A 20563-nucleotide genomic window follows, 5' to 3' on the forward strand; every position below is an offset into this window, starting at 1 on the left:
CGGCTAGGAGACCTTCACGTCCTTCTCCACGGTGACCTGGTCGATGTCCGTCGTACGGATGGTGATCCTCATCGTCCAGGTCCCGGGGAGCGGCAGCTGGAGGGTGTCGGTCGCCCAGTAGCCGCCCCTGTTCTCCATCCTGGCGTCGATGGGGCCGACGTCCTGGGACTTCAGGGTGAAGGTCACCCGCACCTCGGGGACGGTGGCGACGCCGCCGTCGGGGCCGAAGATCACGGCCTGGATGGAGTTCTTGCCCACCGTGCCGGGCGCGACGTCGATCTGGATCTTGCCGTGGCCGTTCGGCGTGCCGACGTCGAACGGGATGAGGTTGCTGGAGGCGGTGGGTTCGCCGGGCGCCGTCGTCCTGCCCGAGGCCGCCGACTCCGCCTCGGCGCGGCCGGGAAGCGTCACGGTGAGCACCGTCGTGATCACCATCACCACGACGGCGACGGCGAACTCCGCGAGGACCGACCGGCGGAGGGCGAGGCGGTGTGCGTCGGCGTCGTCGGTGTTCTCGGGGCCGTCGGCGTCGGCAGGGGTGCCGGTGTCCGTCGCATTCCCGTCCGCCGCCCCGTCCGTTGTCCCGTCCGCCGCCTCGGTCGTCCGTACGGTGATCCCGTCGCCCTCGGCCCCGGGACCATCGGCCGCGCTCGTGTCCGCCGAACCGCCGCCCACCCGCTCGGGCACCCGCACCTCCACCCGCGTCTCTTCGCTTTCGGGCTGCCGCTCCCGTACGCCCGCCGTCGCTCCCGCCGTCACCCACCGGGCCGTCCAGCGCCGGGAGAAGCCCGCGGCCGCGAGCAGCAGGACCACCGCGCACAGCTTGGCGACCAGGAGCCTGCCGTAGTTCGTCCCCGTGACCGCGTCCCAGGAGCCGAGGCCGCGCCACGACTGGTACACGCCGGTGACGACCAGCACGCTCACCGAGAGGAGTGCGAGCCGGGAGAAGCGGGCGACCACGCCGGCCGAGAGGTCCGCCGGGGCGCGGTGCAGCACGGTGAGCAGTGCCGTCAGACCGCCCAGCCAGGCCGCCATGGCGAGCAGGTGCAACACGGAGGACGTCATCGCGGCGGGCACCTGGATGCCGGCGGAGGCGTGCTCGGCAGCCGCCCAGGTCAGCGCCAGGCCGACGGAGAGGGCGACTCCGGCGGCGAGGACCGCCTTCTGACGGGGCCCGGTCTCCCTTACGGTTCCGACGGCCTGGACGGCGGTACCCGCACCGCGTACGAAGAAGAAGGCCCCCGCCAGCAGGACCAGCCGGGCCAGCAGGGCCAGGCCCGGCCTGCTCGTGACCGTGTTCCCCAGGACGGACATGTCGAGGATCTCCGTGATGCCGGTGCCCCGTTCGTAGGCGCCGCGCAGGAGGAGCAGGGCCACCGTGGAGACGAGGAGGGCCGACCAGCCGGCCAGGAGCAGCATGCGGAGCGCCGCGCTCCGACCACCGAGCAGCGCGGTGAAGACGGTCACGCCGATGAGGAGCGCGAGGCCGCCGTACGCGACGTACCGGGCGATGTTGTAGAAGGAGGCGACGATCGGGTCTTCCGTGGGCGTGGTGGCGACGGCCTTGGTCTCCGACCGCTCGCCGACCGAGAAGAGCAGCGCACCGGAGACCGGGTGGCTGTCGGCCGAGACGACCCGCCAGGCGATCGTGTAGGTGCCGTTGTCCAGGTCGTCGGGCAGCGTCACGCGGACCGTGTCGGAGCGTTTGCCCGCGCGTCCCGGTTCGCCCGTCTCCACGGGGCGGTTGTCCGGGTCGACGACGCGGATCGAGTCGTCGAGGAGGCTCACGTTCTCGGTGAAGCTGAGGGTGATCTGCCGGGGCGCGGACTTGAGGACTACTCCGTCGCGGGGGTCGCTGTCGCGGAGTGCGGCGTGCGCGGACGCCGTCCCCGCGCCGCCGAGGAGGAACAGGACCAGCACGGTGCCCAGCAGCACCAGGCGCTGAAGCCCGCGGCGCCGGCACCGGGCGCCGGGAAGGCCTCGGAGGTCTCGGCTGCCTCGAATGTCTCGGCGGTCTCGTCGGTCTCGGGAGTCTCGGATGCCTCGGGCGTCTCGGAGGTCTCGCTGGGCATGGGCTCCGGGGGCGCGGCAGGTGACGGCACCGCTCCCAGCAGATCCGCCCTCCGGGCCGCTCCCCTCTCGTTCAGGACTGCGCCGGCTTCCGAGTGGCCCGCTGGTGGCGACACCGCCGTACGTCCCGTCGTCCCGTCGCCCACCATCTCGCCCTTCGCCCCTCGACTGGCCCACGTCGTGTCTCCGGATCCGTCGTTCATGGCTGTCACATACATACGGATGGGGAGGGCCGCGTGCTCAGAAGGGGCCCGGGGGGTTTCGCCCCCGCCGCCCCTACCCATTCCCGTCCCCTGAGGGCTGAGCCCCCAGCCCCCCGCTGGCTGAGATTTCAGCCCCTCCGGCGTTCGAGGAGCGGGGTCCGGGCGGAGCCCCGAAACGGGGCCCGAGGGCTGGCCCACAAATGGGGCCCGGGGGCTGACCCCCGAAGACAGAGCCCGGGGACTCACCCCCGAAACAGAGAGCCCGGGGCGGAGCCCCGAAAGGGTGGAGGTTCAGGGGGCGCAGCCCCCTCAGCCGCGGTCCAGAAGGGCGCAGCCCCCTCGATGGGGGTCGAAGGGGCGGAGCCCCTGGGGATGGGACGGGTAGGGGCGGCGGGGGCGAAAAACCGGGCCGGTCCAGGGACTCCCGTCACCAGCTCGGCCGCGCCGACACCCCACCATCCACCACGAGGTCGTGCCCACTGATCCAGGACGCCATCGGTGAGGCGAGAAAGACGCACGCGTCGCCGACGTCCTCAGGCCGGCCCAACCGCCCGGTAGGGACGGCCCGCCGCCAGCGCCGCACCCCCTCCGGCCAGTCCTCCTCCAGCCCGTGGCGGTCGATCAGCCCCGGAGAGACGGTGTTGACGCGGACCCCGTACGCCCCGTACTCCAGCGCCGCCGACCGGGCATGCATGACGACGGCGGCCTTGGCGGCGGAGTAGTGGGCGTGCAGCGGGGCAGGGCGACCCGCCTCGATGGAGGCGATGTGCGTCACCGACCCCCCGCCTCCGGCGCCTCCCGCACCTCCAGCGCCTCCCACGCCCTGCGCCCGCATCACCTCGACCGCCGCCTGCGTACACGCGAACACGCTCGCCAGATTCGTGTCCACCACGGCCCGCCAGTCCGCCGCGGTCATGCCGGGCAGGGCCTGCACGGGCTGTACCCCGGCGTTGTTGACCAGGGCCGTCAGCCGCCCGCCACCCCACTCGGCCGCGTCGTGGACCAGCCGGGCACACGCGTCCTCGTCCGTCAGTTCGGCCCGCAGGGCGATCGCGCGCCCGCCGGACTCCCGTACCCGCTCGACCAGGTCGTCCACGCCCCGCGTCCGGTGGTGGAGGGCGACCGCCGCCCCCTCGGCGGCGAACCGCAGCGCGATCCCCCGGCCGATGCCTCCCCCGGCGCCCGTCACCAGCGCGACCTGCCCGGCCAGCAGCCCGCCGCCGCTCAAGGCCGCCCCAACTCGGCGATCCGGGCGGCCTGTTCCGGGTACCGCGCCGCCAACTCGGCGGCGTCCCCGTGCTCGTACCCCTCGTACGTGAAACCCGGCGCCATCGTGCAGCCGAAGAGCGACCAGGCACCGCCCGCGAGGACCCGCGCGCCCATCCAGGTCCCCGCGGGCACGGTGTACTGCACCCACTGCCCGCCGACGACGTCCGGACCGAGCAGGACCGTACGGGACGAGCCGTCCGGGGCGAGGAGCAGGACCTCCAGCGGGTCGCCGAGGTAGAAGTGCCAGACCTCGTCGGAGGGCAGCCGGTGCAGCGCCGAGTAGTCGCCCGGCTCGGCGGTGAGCAGGGCGACGATGGCGGTGCCCTCCGGCCGGCCGTCGGATCGCTCGGGCCCCGCCCACGTACGGCGGAACCGGCCGCCTTCGCGGGGGATGGGCTCCAGTCCGTAGTGGGCGACGAGGTCTTCGGGGGTCACCCGGCCCAGGTTAGCGACCGGCGGCCTCGTCCCTTCTCAGGAAGGCGAGTCGCGCCCGCTTCCGCGGCAGGTACACATCCGGCAGGTCGACCTCCGGCAGGACCACGACCGGCCCGCGTTCGAAGCCCTGCCGGACGAACCGGTCGATCGCCTTCTCGTTGCGCACGTCGGGGTCGACGACGACCCGCCGTCGGCCCAGCCCTGCGAAGACGTACGTCGTGAAGGCGGTCAGCAGTGCGGCCGACCAGCCGGAACGCCCACCGCCCGGCCCGGCGGGCGCGAGCAGCACGTGCATGCCGATGTCGCCGGGCTCCACGTCGTAGCACTCGCTGACCCGGTCGGCGTCCGGCTCGTACGTCTGGAACAGTCCGACGGGTTCGCCGTCCCGCAGGGCCAGGAAGGCGTGATGGGTGTCCAGCGTGTCCATATGGGCGTAGATCTCCTGGACCTGCTCCTTCGTCAGCCCGTTCATGCCCCAGAAAGACGCGCGTTCCGCGCTCACCCAGCCGTGGACCACGTCGATGTCGGCGTGCGGGTCGAGCGGCAGGACGCGGACGGTGCCGAAGCCGTCGATCACTTGCTCGTGCACGGCTTCGCGGGCGCCGTAGGGGAGGGTCACCTGGGTCTCCTTGGTCAGCCGGGCCCAGTCGGTGACGACCGGGACGAGGTCCCCCGTGAGCCACCGGGGGAGTTGGTCGCGGTGGTGGGCCGAGCCCGGGACACCCGAGGCGCCGAACGGCACCACCCACAGGCTGTCCTCACGGCGGGCCAGGTCCCAGACGTAGCGGGCGGCGGGCCCGCGCGCGGCCAGGTCGGTGACACCGGGCACGGCCGAGGTGCACAGCACGCAGTCGTGGTCGCCGGACAGGCCCGGCTCGGCGACATCCGGGGAGCCGGGGAGCGCGCGCCACGGGGCCAGACGGTGGGTGTCACCCCAGGTGCCCGACCCATTCCCACCCGACCCGTCCCCGCCCGACCCGCTGGCGGCCGCCTCCTCGACCGCCTCCCGCACGATCGCGGCCCGGTCGATGCCGTACAACTCCTTCGCACCGAGCAGGTGTTCGAGGGCGAAGCCGATGCGGACGGTGAGGGACAGCCAGGGCGAGAAGACCTCCGGGTACGCCGGAGGGACGGCCAGGGCGGCGAAGGCGGGGTGGGCGGCGAGACGCCGTACGACCGCGCCGCGCACCACCGCGTACGCGGCCGCGTCGTGGCTGGCGGCCTCCATCCGGCGGTCCCAGCGCAGGAGCCGCAGGCGCAGTGTGTGGGCGGCCGGGGTCAGCTCGTCGAGGGCGGCCAGGTGGTCCAGCAGGGGTCCGGCGGAGGCGAGCAGGGTGTCCATATGGACGGCGGGCATGCCGGGGGCCGACCACACGGGCCTCTCGGCGAGCACCGCGCGGATGCGCTCGGCGCGGTGCGGCGGAGCGAACTCCACGCCGAGGGGGGTGGCGAGGCCGCGCGCGTTCGCCATCACCGCGATGCCGCCGTCGACGGTGCCGCGCGGCGGCTCGTGCCAGCCGCGCCACTCGTGGCCCGGCTCCCAGGCGGGGACGATCCGGACGCGGTTGTCCTCGGCGCGCACCGGAACCCGGCCGGCGACCCGGTGCAGCAGGCCGCCCTCGGTGTCGGCGGCCTGGACGACGTTCACGGGCTCGGCCCAGTCGTCGAACGCCCGGTCCACGTCGGCGACCCGGCGGGCGCGCAGGAGGGGGAGGAGGGCGCTGATGCCGAGGTCCTCGGTGACGCGGGGAGGGTAACGGAGGCTGATGGGGCCGGGCGGGTCACCGGCGCGGCCGGTGCCGGGCCGCTCCGCACGATCACCGTCCGGTGTCCGTCCTTGCCCGTCCGGTGTCCGTCCTGGCCCGTCCTCCGGCCGGTCCGCCGACCCGTCCTCCGGCCCGCCGATGACGACGGGCCCGCGCGCGGTCTCGATGACCTCCACCTCGACGGGCTCGCCGCCCGCCACCTCCACGACCTCCGTGTGCCGCGCGGCGACCCGCCATGCCCCGTCCGGGTCGAGGGCCTCGACGCCCCCGTCCTCCGTACGCCTCAGCCGCTCCCGGTACAGGTCCTGATAGTCCGCCATCGCGTTGGTGATCGCCCAGGCGACCGTGCCCGTGTGCCCGAAGTGGGCGATGCCGGGCAGGCCGGGCACGGCGAGGCCCACGACGTCGAACTCGGGGCAGGAGAGGCGGATCTGCTGGTAGACGCCCGGGTCCTCGATGAACCGATGGGGATCTCCCGCGATGACTGCCTGCCCGGAGGCGGTCCGCGCACCGCTCACGAGCCACCCGTTGCTCCCGGACGTACCCGGCCCGTCGGTGGCGAACAGACCGACGGCGTCCGCACCGAGGTGCCGTACGACCTCCTCACGCCAGAGCTTGGCGGGGAACCCGGCGAACAGGATGTGGGTGGAGAGCCAGACGCCGAGGGGATGCCAGGGCTCCCAGACGCCGGGGGCGAGGCCGACGGCCGCGAACTCGGGTGCCCGCAGCGCCCCTTCTGCCAGCCCGGCGTTGACGCCGTCGACGTACGCCCGTACCCAGCCGGCCGTCTCGGGGTCGCGTCTGTCCAGGGCGGCGAAACAGCGCCTCGCGGTGTCGTCGAGTCGCGCCCGTCTCGCGAACCGGTCCCAGGCGATGGCCCCGGCACCGAGGAAGGCGGCCGTGGTGCCCTGGGCGCGGTGGCGCTCCGTCTCGAGCTGCCAGGCCCGGTCAAGGGCCGTGGCCAGGCCCTGGGCGTGGGCGAGTTCGCGTGCGTCACCCGCACGCAGGTGCGGGATGCCCCAGGCATCGCGGTAGATCTCGACGGTCATCCCTGCGACTCCCTTGAACATTAGGTTAGGCTCACCTAAATGACAGTGATCTGTGGCGGAATCGTACGCGAAGGGTGAAAACCCATGGGCAGGGGCGGCACGGCTGGGAGGGCGCGGTCCTCCGACTGTCGCGTGCGAAGGTTCCGTGTTCACCCGTGACGGGCGCCGAGGACGCCACCCCGCACCACCGGCGGCTGCGCCTCACCGACGGGGGCATGCCGACGGAGACCAGGGCCCGTCCGACCATGTCGGTGCGCGGACACGGCCGACCCTGGTGAACGTGGCCTGGTACTTGGGGTACTGGCGGACGGGGTGGCCCGGCGCCCGAGGCCTTCGGCATCCCCGGAGGACACTCGGTGAACATGCGCACCCCCGCCGGGCGATCACCGGCGCCCCGAGCGATTATCGAGGCATGAACGTCACCCTGCACCTCGCCCAGGACCCCGAGGCCGACGAGCTCCTCGGGCGCAGTCCGCTCGCCGCGCTCGTCGGCATGCTGCTCGACCAGCAGGTCCCGATGGAGTGGGCGTTCAGGGGCCCGGCCACCATCGCCCAGCGGCTCGGCACGGACGACCTCGACGCGCACGAGATCGCCGTGCACGACCCGGAGGCATTCGCCGCCCTGCTCGCGCGGAAGCCGGCGGTGCACCGTTACCCGGGCTCCATGGCGAAACGGATCCAGCAACTGTGCCAGTACCTCGTGGAGCACTACGGCGGGGACGCGAGCGCGGTGTGGGACGGGGTCGCCACGGGCCGGGAACTCCTGGCGCGCCTCCGTGAACTCCCCGGCTTCGGCGCCCAGAAGGCCCAGATCTTCCTCGCCCTCCTCGGCAAACAGCTCGGCGTACAGCCCGAGGGCTGGCGCGAGGCCGCGGGCGCGTACGGCGAACGCGACTCCTTCCGTTCGGTCGCCGACATCACCGGACCGGAGTCCCTGGCGAAGGTCCGGGCGCACAAGCAGCAGGTCAAGGCGGCGGCGAAGGCCTCCGGCAAGTAGGCGAAGGCCTCCGGCATATCCGCCATATCCGCGAAGGCCTCCGGGGGGCAGGTCAGCGAAGGGTGGGCGGAGGCGTCCGGCAGGCAGCCGGGCAGCCGACCGGGCGAGCCACGCTCCCTCCACCGCATGGCCCGCCCCGGATGGCACCCCGCTCTCCCCCGGCCCGACCATGGACCATGACCGAGCCGCCGAGCAGTTCCCCCTGGGGCCCGGAGTACGACGACCGCCGGGTCCACGCCGCCCGTGACCCGTACGGCCCCGGCCCCACGGCCCCGTACGACACCTCCGGCAGGCCGCCGGAGGCCCCCTTCGAAGGCCCCCTGCACCTGCTCGCGCGCACGGCGTGGCAGACGGTCATGCTCGCCGGTGCCGCCTCACTCGTCCTCGGCGTACTGGTCCTGGTCCGGCCGTGGGCCTCCCTGGCGGCCACCGGGGTGCTCTTCGGCCTCTACCTCCTCGTCAGCGGCGTCCTCCAGCTGGCGTCCGCCTTCGGCACCCACACCACGACCTCCCTGCGGGTCATGGCCTTCGTCAGTGCGACGCTGTCGGTCCTGCTGGGCCTGTTCTGCTTCCGGGACGCGATGCGGTCGGTCCTGCTGCTCGCCCTCTGGATCGGCATCGGCTGGCTCTTCCGGGGGCTGACCCAGACGCTGGCCGCCGCGTCCGACCGGACGATGCCCGCCCGCGGCCCGCAGATCCTCCTCGGCGCCGTCGGCTTCGTGGCCGGTGTCGTCCTGGTCGCCTCCCCCTTCGCGTCGGTCGCCGCCCTCGCCCTCGCCGGCGGCTGCGCGCTCCTCGCGGTAGGTGCCGCCGAGATCCTCACGGCGGTCCGGATCCGCGAGCGTGTTCACCGGGGTCCGCGCGCGGTGTGAACGGTGGGGCCGGTGCGTCGCGTCCGGCGCACCGCACCACCACGCGCCCCGCGCCCGGTACGCGCACCAAGGCAACACCGACGCGCAGGCGCCCGGCCGACGACGGACCCGACACCCCACACCGCACCTTCACCCGCACCGCACCTTCACCCGTATCCGTATCCGCACCCGCACCCGCACCCGCACCGGCACCCGCCATGTCACCCCCTCTTCCCCTCGCGTCAGCCCTCCGTCAACGGTGTCGGCGCCCCCGTGGACGCCACAGCACCTTGCAGGATTCACACACTTCGCCCAAGTTCCTCATGTCTTTTCCGGCGCCACACTCCGCCGCCATGGCTGCGCCCGGAACGTCTGGGCCGGTAGGCTTTCCGTGTGATCTTCAAGCGCATCGGAAACGGCCGGCCGTACCCCGACCACGGCCGGGAAAGCACCCGGCAGTGGGCGGACGTCGCGCCGCGCCCGGTCCGCCTCGATCAGCTCGTGACGACCAAGGGCCAGCTCGACCTGGAAACACTGCTGGCCGAGGACTCGACGTTCTACGGCGACCTCTTCGCGCACGTCGTGAAGTGGCAGGGCGATCTGTACCTGGAGGACGGTCTCCACCGAGCCGTCCGCGCGGCCCTGCAGCAGCGCCAGGTCCTGCACGCCCGCGTCCTCGAGCTCGACTGAGCCCGACCGGGCCGGCGGGGCGGCACGCGGCGACCCGCCCGCCACCACCCCCGGTTGGCCCTTTCGGGTTGGACCGGCCTCGGTAATGATCATCTAGTAGGAATCGCCGCCCGGGCGCACTACGCTGCGTCCATGAGCATGCTGACTCCTCCCGGCATGGGCGGCCAGTACCGGATCACGGGGGACAAGTACCCGCGCATGCGCCGCCCCCGGAAGCGCCGCAGGCTCGTGCTCACGGTCATCGCGTCCATGACCGTGGTCGGGCTGATCGGCTGGGGAACACTGCAGCTCATCGACGTCTTCACCGGTGGCGACAAGACGTCCGCGGCCGGCGCGGGGACGGACTGCCCGCCGGAGTCGACGACGAAGGCGAAGCCGGGCACCGAGGCGAGCCCGTCCCCCACGGGGACCACCACCCTGCCCCGCCCGGACGGGATCACGGTGAACGTACTGAACGCCACGCCCCGCAGCGGCCTCGCCAAGAAGACCGCCGAGGAGCTGAAGAAGCGCGGCTTCCGCATCGGCGACGTGGGCAACGCGACCAAGGAGTACGACAAGAAGGTGGACGGCCCGGCCGTACTGCTCGGCGCGAAGACGGCCACCGGGTCGGCGCTGCCCGTCCTGCGCACCCAGCTGCCGGGCGCCGAGCTGAAGACCGACGACCGCGCGAAGGCCACCGAGGTGGACCTCGTCATCGGCACCGGCTTCAAGGCGCTCCTGCCGGAGAAGGACGCCGCCAGGGCACTCACCGCCCTGGCCAAGCCGTCCCCGACCCCCACCGCGACCCGAAAGGGCTGCTGAAGCGCGCCACCGAACAGCGACTTCGCCGAGGAGCCGCCGAGGGGCTGCTCGCTCACCGCTCGGCGGAGCCACTGACTACTCGGCGGAGCCAGAGCCACTGACTACTGGACGGAGCCACTGACTGCCGGGCAGAACCCGCTGACTACTCGGCGGAAGCGCTGCCTACTCGGCGGAACCGCCGGCTACTCGGCCGCCCCGTACAGCCGGTCCCCGGCGTCCCCGAGCCCCGGCACGATGTACCCGTGCTCGTTGAGCCGCTCGTCGACGGACGCCGTCACGACCGTGACCGGAGTGCCCGCCAGCTCGCGCTCCATGACCTCGACGCCCTCGGGGGCCGCGAGGAGCACCACCGCGGTCACGTCGTCCGCGCCGCGCTTGATCAGCTCCTGTATCGCCGCGACCAGGGTGCCGCCCGTGGCGAGCATCGGGTCGAGCACGTACACCTGGCGCCCGGAGAGGTCCTCGGGCATGCGCGAGGCGTACGTGGAGGCCTGGAGCGTCTCCTCGTTGCGGATCATGCCCAGGAAGCCCACCTCGGCGGTCGGCAGCAGGCGGACCATGCCGTCGAGCATGCCGAGACCGGCGCGCAGGATCGGCACCACCAGCGGGCGTGGATGGGAGAGCTTCACCCCGGTGGTGGGGGCGACCGGGGTCACGATGTCGACCGCCTCGGTGCGCACGTCGCGGGTGGCCTCGTAGGCGAGGAGGGTGACCAGCTCGTCGGCCAGCCGACGGAAGGTCGCGGAGTCGGTGCGCTGGTCGCGCAGCGTGGTGAGCTTGTGGGCGACCAGAGGGTGGTCGACGACGTGGAGACGCATGCCCATCAGAGTATCCGGGCCCTCGCTGCACTCCACCGGCGCGCTCGGCAAGAGCGGGACCGCGAACGTCACCCCTCGGTTCGCATCAAACCGCCCATCCGGGGGAATGCGGGAAGAACTGACTGGGGTGGTGTGTCTATGCCGGACGTGGACGAGGGGTCGCCGGAGCAGCCGGAGACCGAGGCCGAGCGCAGGAGGCGCCGGGCCCGGTTCCTGAGGGAGCTGGCAGAGGCCCGGGAACTGCGCGACCGTGTCCAGCCCCGCCGCGCCAAGGTGGCCCGACTGCGCCACGTGATGCGTATGCGCACGTTCCGCTGGTAGCAACACGCCGTACCCGCCGGTCCACACAGCCGTACCCGAAGGAGCCGCGTGCGGTCCCGGTGCCCGGAGCCGCGTACGATCACCACGGCAGCAGCAAGCGCCCAGGTACACCCCTTCTCCAAGCCGGTGAGCACTGGTTCTCCGAGCCGGTGCGCACAGGTTCCCGCCTCCCGCAAGTGGTCGAGCGATCAGCGACGCGCGATCGGCAGTGTGGGGACACAGCGGGGCGAAGACGTCCCCAGAGCGCTCTGTTTCTGCCACGATTCCGAGTGGGTGGGGCTCGGAGCACGCACTCCCCGCCCGCAACCTCCGCCGGGGGGAACCCCAACCGGCACGCCTATGACCAGTGGGAGAGTCACGGTGTACTTCGCCGCACTGCTCGCGCGCACCGAAGACGGGTGGGAAGCGAGCGACACAGAGCTCGACGATGTGGAAACGCTGTCGGATCTCGCCGACCTGGCCCGTGAAGCCTCCCCCGAGGACGACACGGTGCTGGTGCTCATCGAGCAGGAGGACGCCTGGTTCGGTGTCGTCCGCGTCGACGGCGAGGACGACCCTCGGATCTACGTCTCGGACGCCGCCGCAGCCGCCCGCAGCTCGTACGGCGAGATCCTGCTCACCGACGAACTGCTCGGAAGGGAGCCCGGCGACGACGGCGCCGACCTGGACTCCCTCGACCTCGACGGCACCGAGGACGGTGAGCCCGAGAACGACGACGACGATGACGACGGCGCGGCCTCCGACGCCGCCGTGCCGCACGGTCCCGTCGGGGACAGCGAGGTCCTCGACGACCTGGGCGTCAGCGAGAAGGAGCTGCGCTCCCTCGACGCGGACGACGCGCTGAACACGATCGCCGAGGCCCTGGGCGCCTCGGAGGTCCTGGAGACGGTCCGCTGAGCCCCTGCCCGGCCCACCGGACCCCACAAGCGGAGGAGACACCGGTCGCCACGGACCCGGTACGTGACCGCTGGCGGGCCGCGATGCGGCTCGCCCTGGACGAGGCGGAGCGCGCGACCGCGGGCGGAGACGTCCCGGTCGGCGCTGTCCTGCTGGCCCCGGACGGCACGACCGTGCTGGCCGCCGGGCACAACGAGCGGGAGGCGACCGGTGATCCGACGGCCCACGCCGAGGTGCTCGCCCTGCGCCGGGCGGCGGCCGGACTGGGAGAGTGGCGGCTGACCGGCTGCACACTGGTCGTCACCCTCGAACCCTGCACGATGTGCGCGGGCGCCCTCGTGCAGTCCCGGGTCGACCGGGTCGTCTACGGCGCCCGCGACGAGAAGGCCGGCGCGGCGGGCTCCCTCTGGGACGTCGTACGCGACCGGCGCCTCAACCACCGCCCCGAGGTGATCGAGGGCGTGCTCGCCACCGAGTGCGCCCAGCTCCTCACCGACTTCTTCCGCACCCGCTGAGACCCGCGGCCACTGGGACCCGCGGCCACGGACAACCGCACCCACTGACAACCGCACCCACTGAGACCCACACCGCTGAACCCGCTCGGTACCCCGGCGCCGAGCGGGAACCCCGGCCCACGGATACCGATTTCAAACCAGGGCCCACCTTGGGGTAGTGTCTCCCTCGGTAGCGTGTCCGAGCGGCCGAAGGAGCTCGCCTCGAAAGCGAGTGTGGCGCAAGTCACCGAGGGTTCAAATCCCTCCGCTACCGCTGATGAAGGGCCCCGTCGAGAGATGGGGCCCTTTGTGCGTGGACCTCGTGAGCATCAGGATCAGCACAATTCCCCCGAACACATGCCCGGGATACACTCACCGCCGTCAATCAGAGGCCCATGGGGCGCAGGAGACGGGGGAGGCCTCGTGGCAGTGCAGGGAAAGAAAGTCGCGGTGTACGTGCTGGTGGTCTTCGTGCTCTACGTGATCATCACCGACCCGGCCCAGGCCGCCAAGTACGTCCAGATAGGGTTCGAGGGCATCTCGAACGCCGCCCAGGCCATCGGCGACTTCATGACGTGGATCGCCAACGGGGCGAAGTGACCGACCCGAATCCCCCGGAGCATCCATGATCCGCCACCTGGTCCTCTTCAAGCTCAACGACGGTGTCGAGCGCGACGACCCCCGCGTCGTGGCCGGCGTCGAGGCCTTCCGCGGCCTTGGCGGGCTGATCGAGGAGCTGCGCTTCTGGGAGCTGGGCTGGAACATCTCCGAGCGGCCCATCGCGTACGACTTCGCGATCAACTCGGCGGTCGACGACACGGACGCGCTGAAGCGGTACCTGGAGCACCCGGCGCACCAGGCGGGCGTCGCGCTGTGGCGCGAGTTCGCCACCTGGGTGGTCGCCGACTACGAGTTCTGAGCCGTCACTCTCCACTGCGTCGTACGGCCCAACCGCCGTCCCTCGTCCCCGCGCATCCTCAACACGGCGATATGCGGTGCTTGATCGCAACACGCATTACTTGTGATGCTATGACCGGTTTTGCCGGATGCGTTGACGGATTGCGAGGTGGAGTCGGAGGTGGAGTTGACCGTGCCGGCCAGCACTGCGCCTCAAGCACCACCCCGGTCGGCAGACGAAGCGTCCCGCCTCCAGGGCGAGCCTCCCGAGCCGCCGGCCGAGCCCTCCGAGCCACCGCCCAAGCCTCCCGGGCCGCCGGCCGAACCACCCCCGGAACCCGAACCCGCTCCGCAGCGCAGCCGGGGCGCCGACACCCGCGCCCTCACCCAGGTGCTCTTCGCCGAGCTCAAGCACCTGGAGCCCGGCACCCCCGACCACGACCGCGTGCGGTGCGCCCTCATCGAGGCGAACCTCCCCCTCGTCCGCTACGCCGCCACCCGGTTCCGCAGCCGCAACGAACCCATGGAGGACGTGGTCCAGGTCGGCACGATCGGGCTGATCAACGCCATCGACCGGTTCGACCCGGACCGGGGCGTGCAGTTCCCCACCTTCGCGATGCCGACCGTGATCGGCGAGATCAAGCGCTACTTCCGCGACAACGTACGAACGGTCCACGTCCCGCGCCGCCTGCACGAGCTGTGGGTGCAGGTCAACAGCGCGACCGAGGACCTGACGACCTCCTTCGGGCGCACCCCCACGACCGCCGAGATCGCCGAACGGCTGCGGATCACGGAGGACGAGGTCCTCTCCTGCATCGAGGCCGGACGCTCGTACCACGCGACCTCACTCGAGGCGGCCCAGGAGGGCGACGGACTGCCGGGCCTGCTCGACCGGCTCGGCTACGAGGACCCGGCACTCGACGGCGTCGAGCACCGCGACCTCGTACGCCACCTCCTCGTCCAGCTTCCCGAACGGGAGCAGCGCATCCTTCTCCTGCGCTACTACAGCAATCTGACCCAGTCGCAGATCAGCGCCGAACTCGGCGTCTCCCAGATGCACGTCTCGCGGCTACTCGCCCGTAGCTTCGCCCGGCTGCGGTCGGCGAACCGGATCGAGGCCTGACCACCGCCAACGGTGGTGTCCAGCATCCGGGACGACCTGCGAAAGCGGAGGTGGCACGCGGGGCACGCGGGGCGCACAAAGGCAGACGGGGCGCACAGAAAGGCCGGCTCCGACATGGTCCCAGGCCATGACGGGTAACCGAAAGTAAGACCGGGTCATCACCGGCCCGAGCGAATCGCACATCGGGCCACATACTGGAACTTGGGGGCTGAAACCCCCTCAGACCAGCACCAACCAGGGCTTATTCCCCTTTGGCATGTCGACATGTCACTACAGCGTGTTGCCGACATGTGACATTCTCCCGGAAGCGCGTTTGCCGCGGCCTCGCAGCCGGTATTCAGGTGGAGGCTGCGTTCCTTACGACGGAGCGTCCGCCGCGTTCCGTCCGCGACCCAAAGGGGGTGGCATGTCCGCAGACCAGGGCAGCTCGAAGGTGCTCACGCTCGACAAGAGCGAGTCCGCGCCCGGCGCTCTCCAGGCCCCTCAGGACCCGCAGGACCTTCCGGGTCCTCCGGTCCTCCCGGCTGCTGATGTTCCGGCCACTGATGTCCCGGCCGCGCCGGCCTCGGCGGACATCGACACCCGCACCCTGTCCCGCTCCCTGTTCCTGCGGCTGGCCGCACTGGACGAGAACAGCCCCGAGCGCGCCTACGTCCGGGACACCCTCATCGAGCTCAACCTCCCGCTGGTGCGTTACGCCGCCGCCCGCTTCCGGTCGCGCAACGAACCGATGGAGGACATCGTCCAGGTCGGCACGATCGGCCTGATCAAGGCGATCGACCGCTTCGACTGCGAACGGGGCGTGGAGTTCCCGACGTTCGCGATGCCGACGGTCGTGGGCGAGATCAAGCGGTTCTTCCGCGACACCTCGTGGTCGGTCCGGGTCCCGCGCCGCCTCCAGGAGCTGCGCCTGGCCCTGACCAAGGCGAGCGACGAGCTCTCGCAGAAGCTCGACCGCTCCCCGACGGTCACCGAACTCGCGGCCGTGCTGGGTGTGTCCGAGGAGGACGTGGTCGACGGCCTGGCCGTGGGCAACGCGTACACGGCGTCCTCGCTGGACTCCCCGGCCCCCGAGGACGACGGTGGCGAGGGCTCCCTGGCGGATCGCCTCGGCTACGAGGACACCGCGCTGGAGGGAGTCGAGTACCGCGAGTCCCTCAAGCCCCTGCTCGCCAAGCTGCCGCCCCGCGAGCGCCGCATCATCATGCTCCGCTTCTTCGCGAACATGACGCAGTCGCAGATCGGCGAGGAGGTCGGCATCTCCCAGATGCACGTCTCCCGCCTCCTCACCCGCACGCTGGCCCAGCTCCGGGACGGCCTGATCTCCGACTGACCGAGGGGCCTTCCCCCCTCCTCGCCAACAGGGCCTCACGCGCCGGCTGCTGCCTACGGGTTCCTCATTGACGAACCGTCAGTCACACTGGCGCGATGCCTCACACGACGTGGACACGGGACCGCCGGGCCGCCGTCATCGGCGCCTCGGCGGTTCTCGTGTGTCTGGCCGGCGCGGTGGCGTCCTGCGGGAGCGCCGGCGGCGACGGTTACGTGGCCGTGGACTCGGGGACCGGCTCGCCCCGGCCGGCCGTGGCACCGACGGGGGACGTGACCTTCGTACCGCTGGAGGGCGAACGGCCACCGCCGGATTCCAGGCGCCCCGACTCGTCCGGACCACCCGACGGGAAGGGCGCTTCGGACACGCGGAACGGACCGGCTGCCGAACCGGCCCTGCCCAGCGCACAGGGCGACTCGGGCTCCGGCTCCGGCTCCGCGGCGGACGGCACAGGTCCCGGCTCCGGCTCCGGCTCCGGTCGTACGACGACGGACGCGCCCTCAGCGTCACCGCCGACGGCCTCCTCCGGCCCGCCCACCGGCGGCGCCACGACGGCACCCTCTCCCACGGCCCCCGCCGGACTGAGCCTGAGCGAGCCCGAGCGGGAACCCACCGACAGGCGCTGGTGCGAGAAGGTCACCGTCGAGTTCCACAACACCGGTGGCACCACGGTGCGTTCGGGCAGGGTCACCTTCGGCACGCATGTCATCGGCCCGCTCGGCGTCGACTGGGCGACCGTGGAGTCGACGAGGAAACTCCCCGCACCCATCGGCGCCGGAGCCCGCCGCGAGAAGACCTGGACGGTGTGCGTCGAGGAGTGGCGGGTACCCGTGGGCATGCACATCGAGACGCAGGACGTCTCGGCGAAGTGGAAGTGACGGCCGAGGTGACTACGGTCCCAGTGACTGGAGCCGAAGTACCGCTGCCGAAGTGACTACTTCAGCGCGAGCCAGGCGACGGCCACGACGACCGCCACGGCCGCGATGACGCCGACGATCAGGCCGATGCGCGGGCCGGAGGACGCGGCGGCCTGCTGACGGCCCTGCGGCTCGTCGACGAAGGCGCGGAACATCTGGGTGCTGCCGGCGGGGTCGTGGTTGCCCTGGGGGCCCTGGATGTTAGCCATGGCCCAGGACCCTAGCGAACGCGGGGGACACTCCCAACCGTGGGTGCGCTGTCCCGCTTGATGCGGTAAACGCCGTGGCTGGACCGAGTGTTCCGCACCCGGGACCTTCCGCGCCATCTGCACATTTACGCTCGCCAATACTTGTCTTTGCCAAGCTTTTATCACCAGCACCCTCGAATCCATTTGCCTGCAGCAACCAATCACTCGTACGGTTGCCTTAAGCAACAAAGGTGGGAGGCAACTTCGATGGCCGAGAAGGCGCAGTACGAGGAGCTGGCGCGTTCGCTCAGTGCCATCGGGGTCGTCAAGCGGGACATGGAGCGCACCATGCCGCCGGACTGCCCGGGCGGTTCGGCGGGCGTGCTCACGCTGCTCGGGCGCCACGGCGACATGCGGATGAGCAGGCTCGCGGAACTGCTCGCCGTGGACATGTCGGTGACCAGCCGCCATGTCGCCCACGTCGCCGGGCGCGGCTGGATCGAGCGGCTCCCCGACCCGGCAGACAAGCGCTCCCGCATCCTGCGCCTGACCCCTGCGGGCCGGGCCCGGCTCGACGAGCTCTACGAAGCCACCACGCACCTGCTCGCCGAGCGGCTGGGCGACTGGTCGGACGACGAGGTCGGGCAGCTGATCCGGCTCATGAACCGGCTGCGCGCGAGCTTCGGCGACTGCCGGACGGGCCCGCGGGTCCCGCAGACCGCATCCGTCACCGCATCCGTGGCCGCACCCGTCACCGCACCCGTTGCAGAAGAGACCACCACCGAAAAGATCGTCACCGGGCACAGCTCCGGTAACACCCCCCGTACACCCGCATAAGCAGCAACGAAGAGAAGGAAGTCCATGGCAACGACCACACCAGCCGGTGTGCGGGCCCATGCCAAGCACGCGGGTACCGCCCCGGGCGGCGCCCCGATGTCGCACCGGCAGATCATGGAAGCGCTGACCGGGCTGCTGCTCGGCATGTTCGTGGCGATCCTGTCGTCGACGATCGTGTCCAACGCCCTGCCCCGGATCATCGGCGACCTGGGCGGCGGCCAGAGCGCCTACACCTGGGTCGTGACCGCGTCGCTCCTGACGATGACCGCGTCCACCCCGCTGTGGGGCAAGCTCGCCGACCTGTTCTCCAAGAAGCTGCTGATCCAGTGCGCCCTGATCATCTTCGTACTGGGCTCGGCGGCGGCCGGCCTGTCGCAGAACCCCGGCATGCTGATCGGGTTCCGCGCGGTCCAGGGCATCGGCATGGGCGGCCTGTCCGCGCTGGCCCAGATCATCCTCGCCGCGATGATCTCCCCGCGTGAGCGGGGCCGTTACAACGGCTACCTCGGCGCCACCTTCGCCACCGCGATGGTCGGCGGCCCGTTGATCGGCGGTGTCATCACCGACACCAGCTGGCTGGGCTGGCGCTGGTGCTTCTACGTCGGCGTCCCCTTCGCCGTGATCGCCCTGATCGTGCTGCAGAAGACCCTGCACCTCCCCGTCGTCAAGCGGAAGGTCAAGGTCGACTGGGCGGGCGCCTTCTTCATCACCGCCGCCGTCTGCCTGCTGCTGGTCTGGGTGACCTTCGCCGGCGACAAGTACGACTGGCTGTCCTGGCAGACCTACGCGATGACCGGCGGCTCTCTGGCGCTGCTGCTGCTCTTCGTCCTCGTCGAGGCGAAGGCGAGCGAGCCGATCATCCCGCTGCGGCTGTTCCGCAACCGCACGATCACGCTGGCCTCGCTGGCGTCGCTGTTCGTCGGTGTCGCGATGTTCGCGGGCACCGTCTTCTTCAGCCAGTACTTCCAGCTGGCCAGGGACAAGTCGCCCACGATGTCCGGCGTCATGACCATCCCGATGATCGCCGGCCTGTTCGTCTCCTCCACCGTGTCCGGTCAGGTCATCACCCGGACCGGTCGCTGGAAGGCGTGGCTGATCGCCGGTGGCGTGCTGGTGACCGCGGGCCTCGGCCTGCTGGGCACGATCCGGTACGACACCGAGTACTGGCACATCGCGGTCTTCATGGCCCTGCTGGGCCTCGGCGTCGGCATGATGATGCAGAACCTGGTGCTGTGCACGCAGAACCAGGTGGCCCCCACCGACCTGGGTGCCGCGAGCTCGACGGTGACCTTCTTCCGGTCCCTCGGCGGTGCCATGGGCGTCTCGGCGCTCGGCGCGGTCCTCGCGAACCGGATCACCGACTACGTCAAGGACGGCCTCGCGGATCTCGGTCCCCGGGGCTCCGCCCTCGGCCACGCCGGTACGGGCGGAGGGGGCATCCCCGATCTGGCCGCCCTTCCCGCACCGGTGCGCACGGTCGTGGAGAGCGCCTACGGCCACGGCGTCGCGGACGTCTTCCTCTACGCCGCGCCCCTGGCACTGGTCGCACTCCTGGTGTCCTTCTTCATCAAGGAGGTCCCGCTGAAGACCAGGGTCGCGTCCGCCGAGCCGGCCGAGGCCGAGGAGTTCGCGCCGGTGGCCGAGGCGGCCGCCCGTCCCGAGGGGCAGGCGCCGGCCGGCACCACCGCGACCACCGCGACGGCGCCCGCTCCCGACGGCACCCGGCGGCTCGCCGCGGTCGCCACCGTGGCCACCGACGAGCGCCCCTCCTCCGGCGGCACCCCGATCCACGGCCACGTCCGCGGCGCCGAGAGCACACCCGTGCCGCAGGCCTCCGTCACGCTGATCTCCCTCGGGGGACGTCAGCTGGGACGCGCGGTCGCCCAGGCCGACGGCGCCTACGCCGTGGACGCGCCCGGCTCGGGCAGTTACGTCCTGATCGCCGCCGCCGACGGCTTCCAGCCCCAGGCGTCCACGATCGTGGTGGACGGCGAGCCGGTCACGTACGACATCCTGCTCAGCGGGACCAGCGGGCTGAGCGGCGCGGTCCGCGACGCCGGGACGGCCCTGCCGGTCAAGGACGCGATGGTCGTCGTCACGGACGTGCGCGGAGACGTGCTGGCCACCGGGACCACCGGCGAGCAGGGCGAGTTCACCTTCGCCGACCTCGTCCCCGGCACGGTGACGGTCGCGGTGACCGCGGCGGGCCACCGCCCCCGCGCCCTCCCCGTCGACATCAGCGGCACCGGCGTCACCCGGGTCGAGATCGACCTCCCCTCCGGGGCCCGCCTCCAGGGTGTCGTACGGGCCTCCGGCGGCCCCCTGACCGACGCCCGCGTCACCCTGGTCGACGCCGCGGGCAACGTCGTCGGCACGGCCACGACCGGCACGGACGGTGCGTACGCCTTCACCGACCTGGACGGCGGCGAGTACACCGTCATCGCGACGGGCTACCCCCCGGTGGCGACCGCCCTCACGGTCACCGGCCCGGGAGTCGACGGTCACGACATCGAACTGGCCCACCCCGGCGAGTAGTCCACCGGCGGGTTCCCGAGCCATCCACCGAACCCCGGCCCGTGGAGCACGCGCAGAGCGGACGCGCGCTCCACG

General features: G+C 71.9%; 20 protein-coding genes, 1 tRNA gene and 1 pseudogene. 16 read left to right on the forward strand and 6 right to left on the reverse strand.

Translation table 11 applies throughout. The features are described 5' to 3' along the window. Positions 1-3 precede the first annotated feature (3 nt). The 4 genes from ACZ49J_RS07710 to ACZ49J_RS07725 all read right to left on the reverse strand — a co-directional run bounded on the left by ACZ49J_RS07710 (position 4) and on the right by ACZ49J_RS07725 (position 6792). On the reverse strand, positions 4-1935 hold the full coding sequence (locus ACZ49J_RS07710) for a copper resistance CopC/CopD family protein (RefSeq protein WP_467446596.1): 1932 nt from the start codon (positions 1933-1935) through the stop codon (positions 4-6). A 765-nt stretch (positions 1936-2700) separates the two neighbouring features. Then, positions 2701-3501 (reverse strand): SDR family NAD(P)-dependent oxidoreductase, encoded by an 801-nt coding sequence (locus tag ACZ49J_RS07715; protein ID WP_467446598.1) that lies wholly within the window; start codon positions 3499-3501, stop codon positions 2701-2703. Further along, on the reverse strand, positions 3498-3977 hold the full coding sequence (locus ACZ49J_RS07720; RefSeq protein WP_467446599.1) for a cupin domain-containing protein: 480 nt from the start codon (positions 3975-3977) through the stop codon (positions 3498-3500). Before ACZ49J_RS07720 ends, ACZ49J_RS07715 begins: the two co-directional genes overlap by 4 nt. Positions 3978-3987: 10 nt before the next feature. Further along, positions 3988-6792, reverse strand: a complete 2805-nt coding sequence (locus ACZ49J_RS07725; protein WP_467446600.1) for a GNAT family N-acetyltransferase — start codon at positions 6790-6792, stop codon at positions 3988-3990. Between the two features lie 74 nt (positions 6793-6866). Here ACZ49J_RS07725 and ACZ49J_RS07730 point away from each other — a divergent pair. The 5 genes and pseudogenes from ACZ49J_RS07730 to ACZ49J_RS07750 all read left to right on the forward strand — a co-directional run. After that, positions 6867-7064, forward strand: a pseudogene (locus ACZ49J_RS07730) (siderophore-interacting protein); the annotation flags it as partial. A 140-nt stretch (positions 7065-7204) separates the two neighbouring features. Next, entirely contained in the window at positions 7205-7789 is a 585-nt protein-coding gene (locus ACZ49J_RS07735; RefSeq protein ID WP_467446601.1) for an HhH-GPD-type base excision DNA repair protein, read from the forward strand. Between the two features lie 176 nt (positions 7790-7965). Further along, positions 7966-8661 carry an HdeD family acid-resistance protein gene (locus ACZ49J_RS07740; RefSeq protein WP_467446602.1) on the forward strand — a complete coding sequence of 232 codons (696 nt, stop codon included), beginning with the start codon at positions 7966-7968 and terminating at the stop codon, positions 8659-8661. A gap of 372 nt (positions 8662-9033) precedes the next feature. Continuing rightward, the gene (locus ACZ49J_RS07745; protein WP_003999914.1) at positions 9034-9330 is read left to right on the forward strand and encodes a type II toxin-antitoxin system VapB family antitoxin; all 297 of its coding nucleotides are present in this window, start codon (positions 9034-9036) and stop codon (positions 9328-9330) included. A 156-nt stretch (positions 9331-9486) separates the two neighbouring features. Beyond that, entirely contained in the window at positions 9487-10131 is a 645-nt protein-coding gene (locus tag ACZ49J_RS07750; protein ID WP_467447179.1) for a LytR C-terminal domain-containing protein, read from the forward strand. Positions 10132-10313: 182 nt separating this feature from the next. Here ACZ49J_RS07750 and upp read toward each other — a convergent pair whose 3' ends face one another. Beyond that, entirely contained in the window at positions 10314-10949 is a 636-nt protein-coding gene (gene upp, locus ACZ49J_RS07755; protein ID WP_467446603.1) for a uracil phosphoribosyltransferase, read from the reverse strand. 138 nt (positions 10950-11087) lie between these two features. Here upp and ACZ49J_RS07760 point away from each other — a divergent pair, with 138 nt between their 5' ends. The 9 genes from ACZ49J_RS07760 to ACZ49J_RS07800 all read left to right on the forward strand — a co-directional run bounded on the left by ACZ49J_RS07760 (position 11088) and on the right by ACZ49J_RS07800 (position 16889). Beyond that, positions 11088-11270, forward strand: coding sequence for a hypothetical protein (locus tag ACZ49J_RS07760; RefSeq protein ID WP_467446604.1), 183 nt, complete (start codon positions 11088-11090; stop codon positions 11268-11270). Positions 11271-11630: 360 nt separating this feature from the next. Continuing rightward, a complete protein-coding gene (locus tag ACZ49J_RS07765; protein ID WP_467447181.1) occupies positions 11631-12167 on the forward strand; it encodes a tRNA adenosine deaminase-associated protein in 537 nt (178 codons plus the stop codon). 83 nt (positions 12168-12250) lie between these two features. Further along, positions 12251-12682, forward strand: a complete 432-nt coding sequence (tadA, locus tag ACZ49J_RS07770) for a tRNA adenosine(34) deaminase TadA (RefSeq protein WP_467446605.1) — start codon at positions 12251-12253, stop codon at positions 12680-12682. A 168-nt stretch (positions 12683-12850) separates the two neighbouring features. Continuing rightward, a tRNA-Ser gene (locus tag ACZ49J_RS07775) sits at positions 12851-12935 on the forward strand. 149 nt (positions 12936-13084) lie between these two features. Next, positions 13085-13261, forward strand: a complete 177-nt coding sequence (locus ACZ49J_RS07780) for a hypothetical protein (protein WP_467446606.1) — start codon at positions 13085-13087, stop codon at positions 13259-13261. A gap of 25 nt (positions 13262-13286) precedes the next feature. Beyond that, complete coding sequence (locus ACZ49J_RS07785) at positions 13287-13580, forward strand: Dabb family protein (protein ID WP_467446607.1); 294 nt, start codon at positions 13287-13289, stop codon at positions 13578-13580. 171 nt (positions 13581-13751) lie between these two features. Then, positions 13752-14681, forward strand: coding sequence for an RNA polymerase sigma factor SigF (locus tag ACZ49J_RS07790; RefSeq protein WP_467446608.1), 930 nt, complete (start codon positions 13752-13754; stop codon positions 14679-14681). A 406-nt stretch (positions 14682-15087) separates the two neighbouring features. Continuing rightward, entirely contained in the window at positions 15088-16014 is a 927-nt protein-coding gene (locus ACZ49J_RS07795; RefSeq protein ID WP_467446609.1) for an RNA polymerase sigma factor SigF, read from the forward strand. Between the two features lie 95 nt (positions 16015-16109). Continuing rightward, positions 16110-16889 (forward strand): hypothetical protein, encoded by a 780-nt coding sequence (locus tag ACZ49J_RS07800; RefSeq protein ID WP_467446610.1) that lies wholly within the window; start codon positions 16110-16112, stop codon positions 16887-16889. 56 nt (positions 16890-16945) lie between these two features. On the opposite strand, the gene ACZ49J_RS07805 is transcribed toward ACZ49J_RS07800, so the two are convergent. Then, positions 16946-17137 carry a hypothetical protein gene (locus ACZ49J_RS07805; RefSeq protein ID WP_467446611.1) on the reverse strand — a complete coding sequence of 64 codons (192 nt, stop codon included), beginning with the start codon at positions 17135-17137 and terminating at the stop codon, positions 16946-16948. Between the two features lie 246 nt (positions 17138-17383). Here ACZ49J_RS07805 and ACZ49J_RS07810 point away from each other — a divergent pair, with 246 nt between their 5' ends. Beyond that, positions 17384-17953, forward strand: a complete 570-nt coding sequence (locus ACZ49J_RS07810; protein WP_467446612.1) for a MarR family winged helix-turn-helix transcriptional regulator — start codon at positions 17384-17386, stop codon at positions 17951-17953. A 96-nt stretch (positions 17954-18049) separates the two neighbouring features. After that, the gene (locus ACZ49J_RS07815) at positions 18050-20488 is read left to right on the forward strand and encodes an MFS transporter (RefSeq protein WP_467447182.1); all 2439 of its coding nucleotides are present in this window, start codon (positions 18050-18052) and stop codon (positions 20486-20488) included. The last annotated feature ends 75 nt before the right edge of the window (positions 20489-20563 follow it).

This window comes from Streptomyces sp. NPDC030840, from assembly GCF_055572015.1.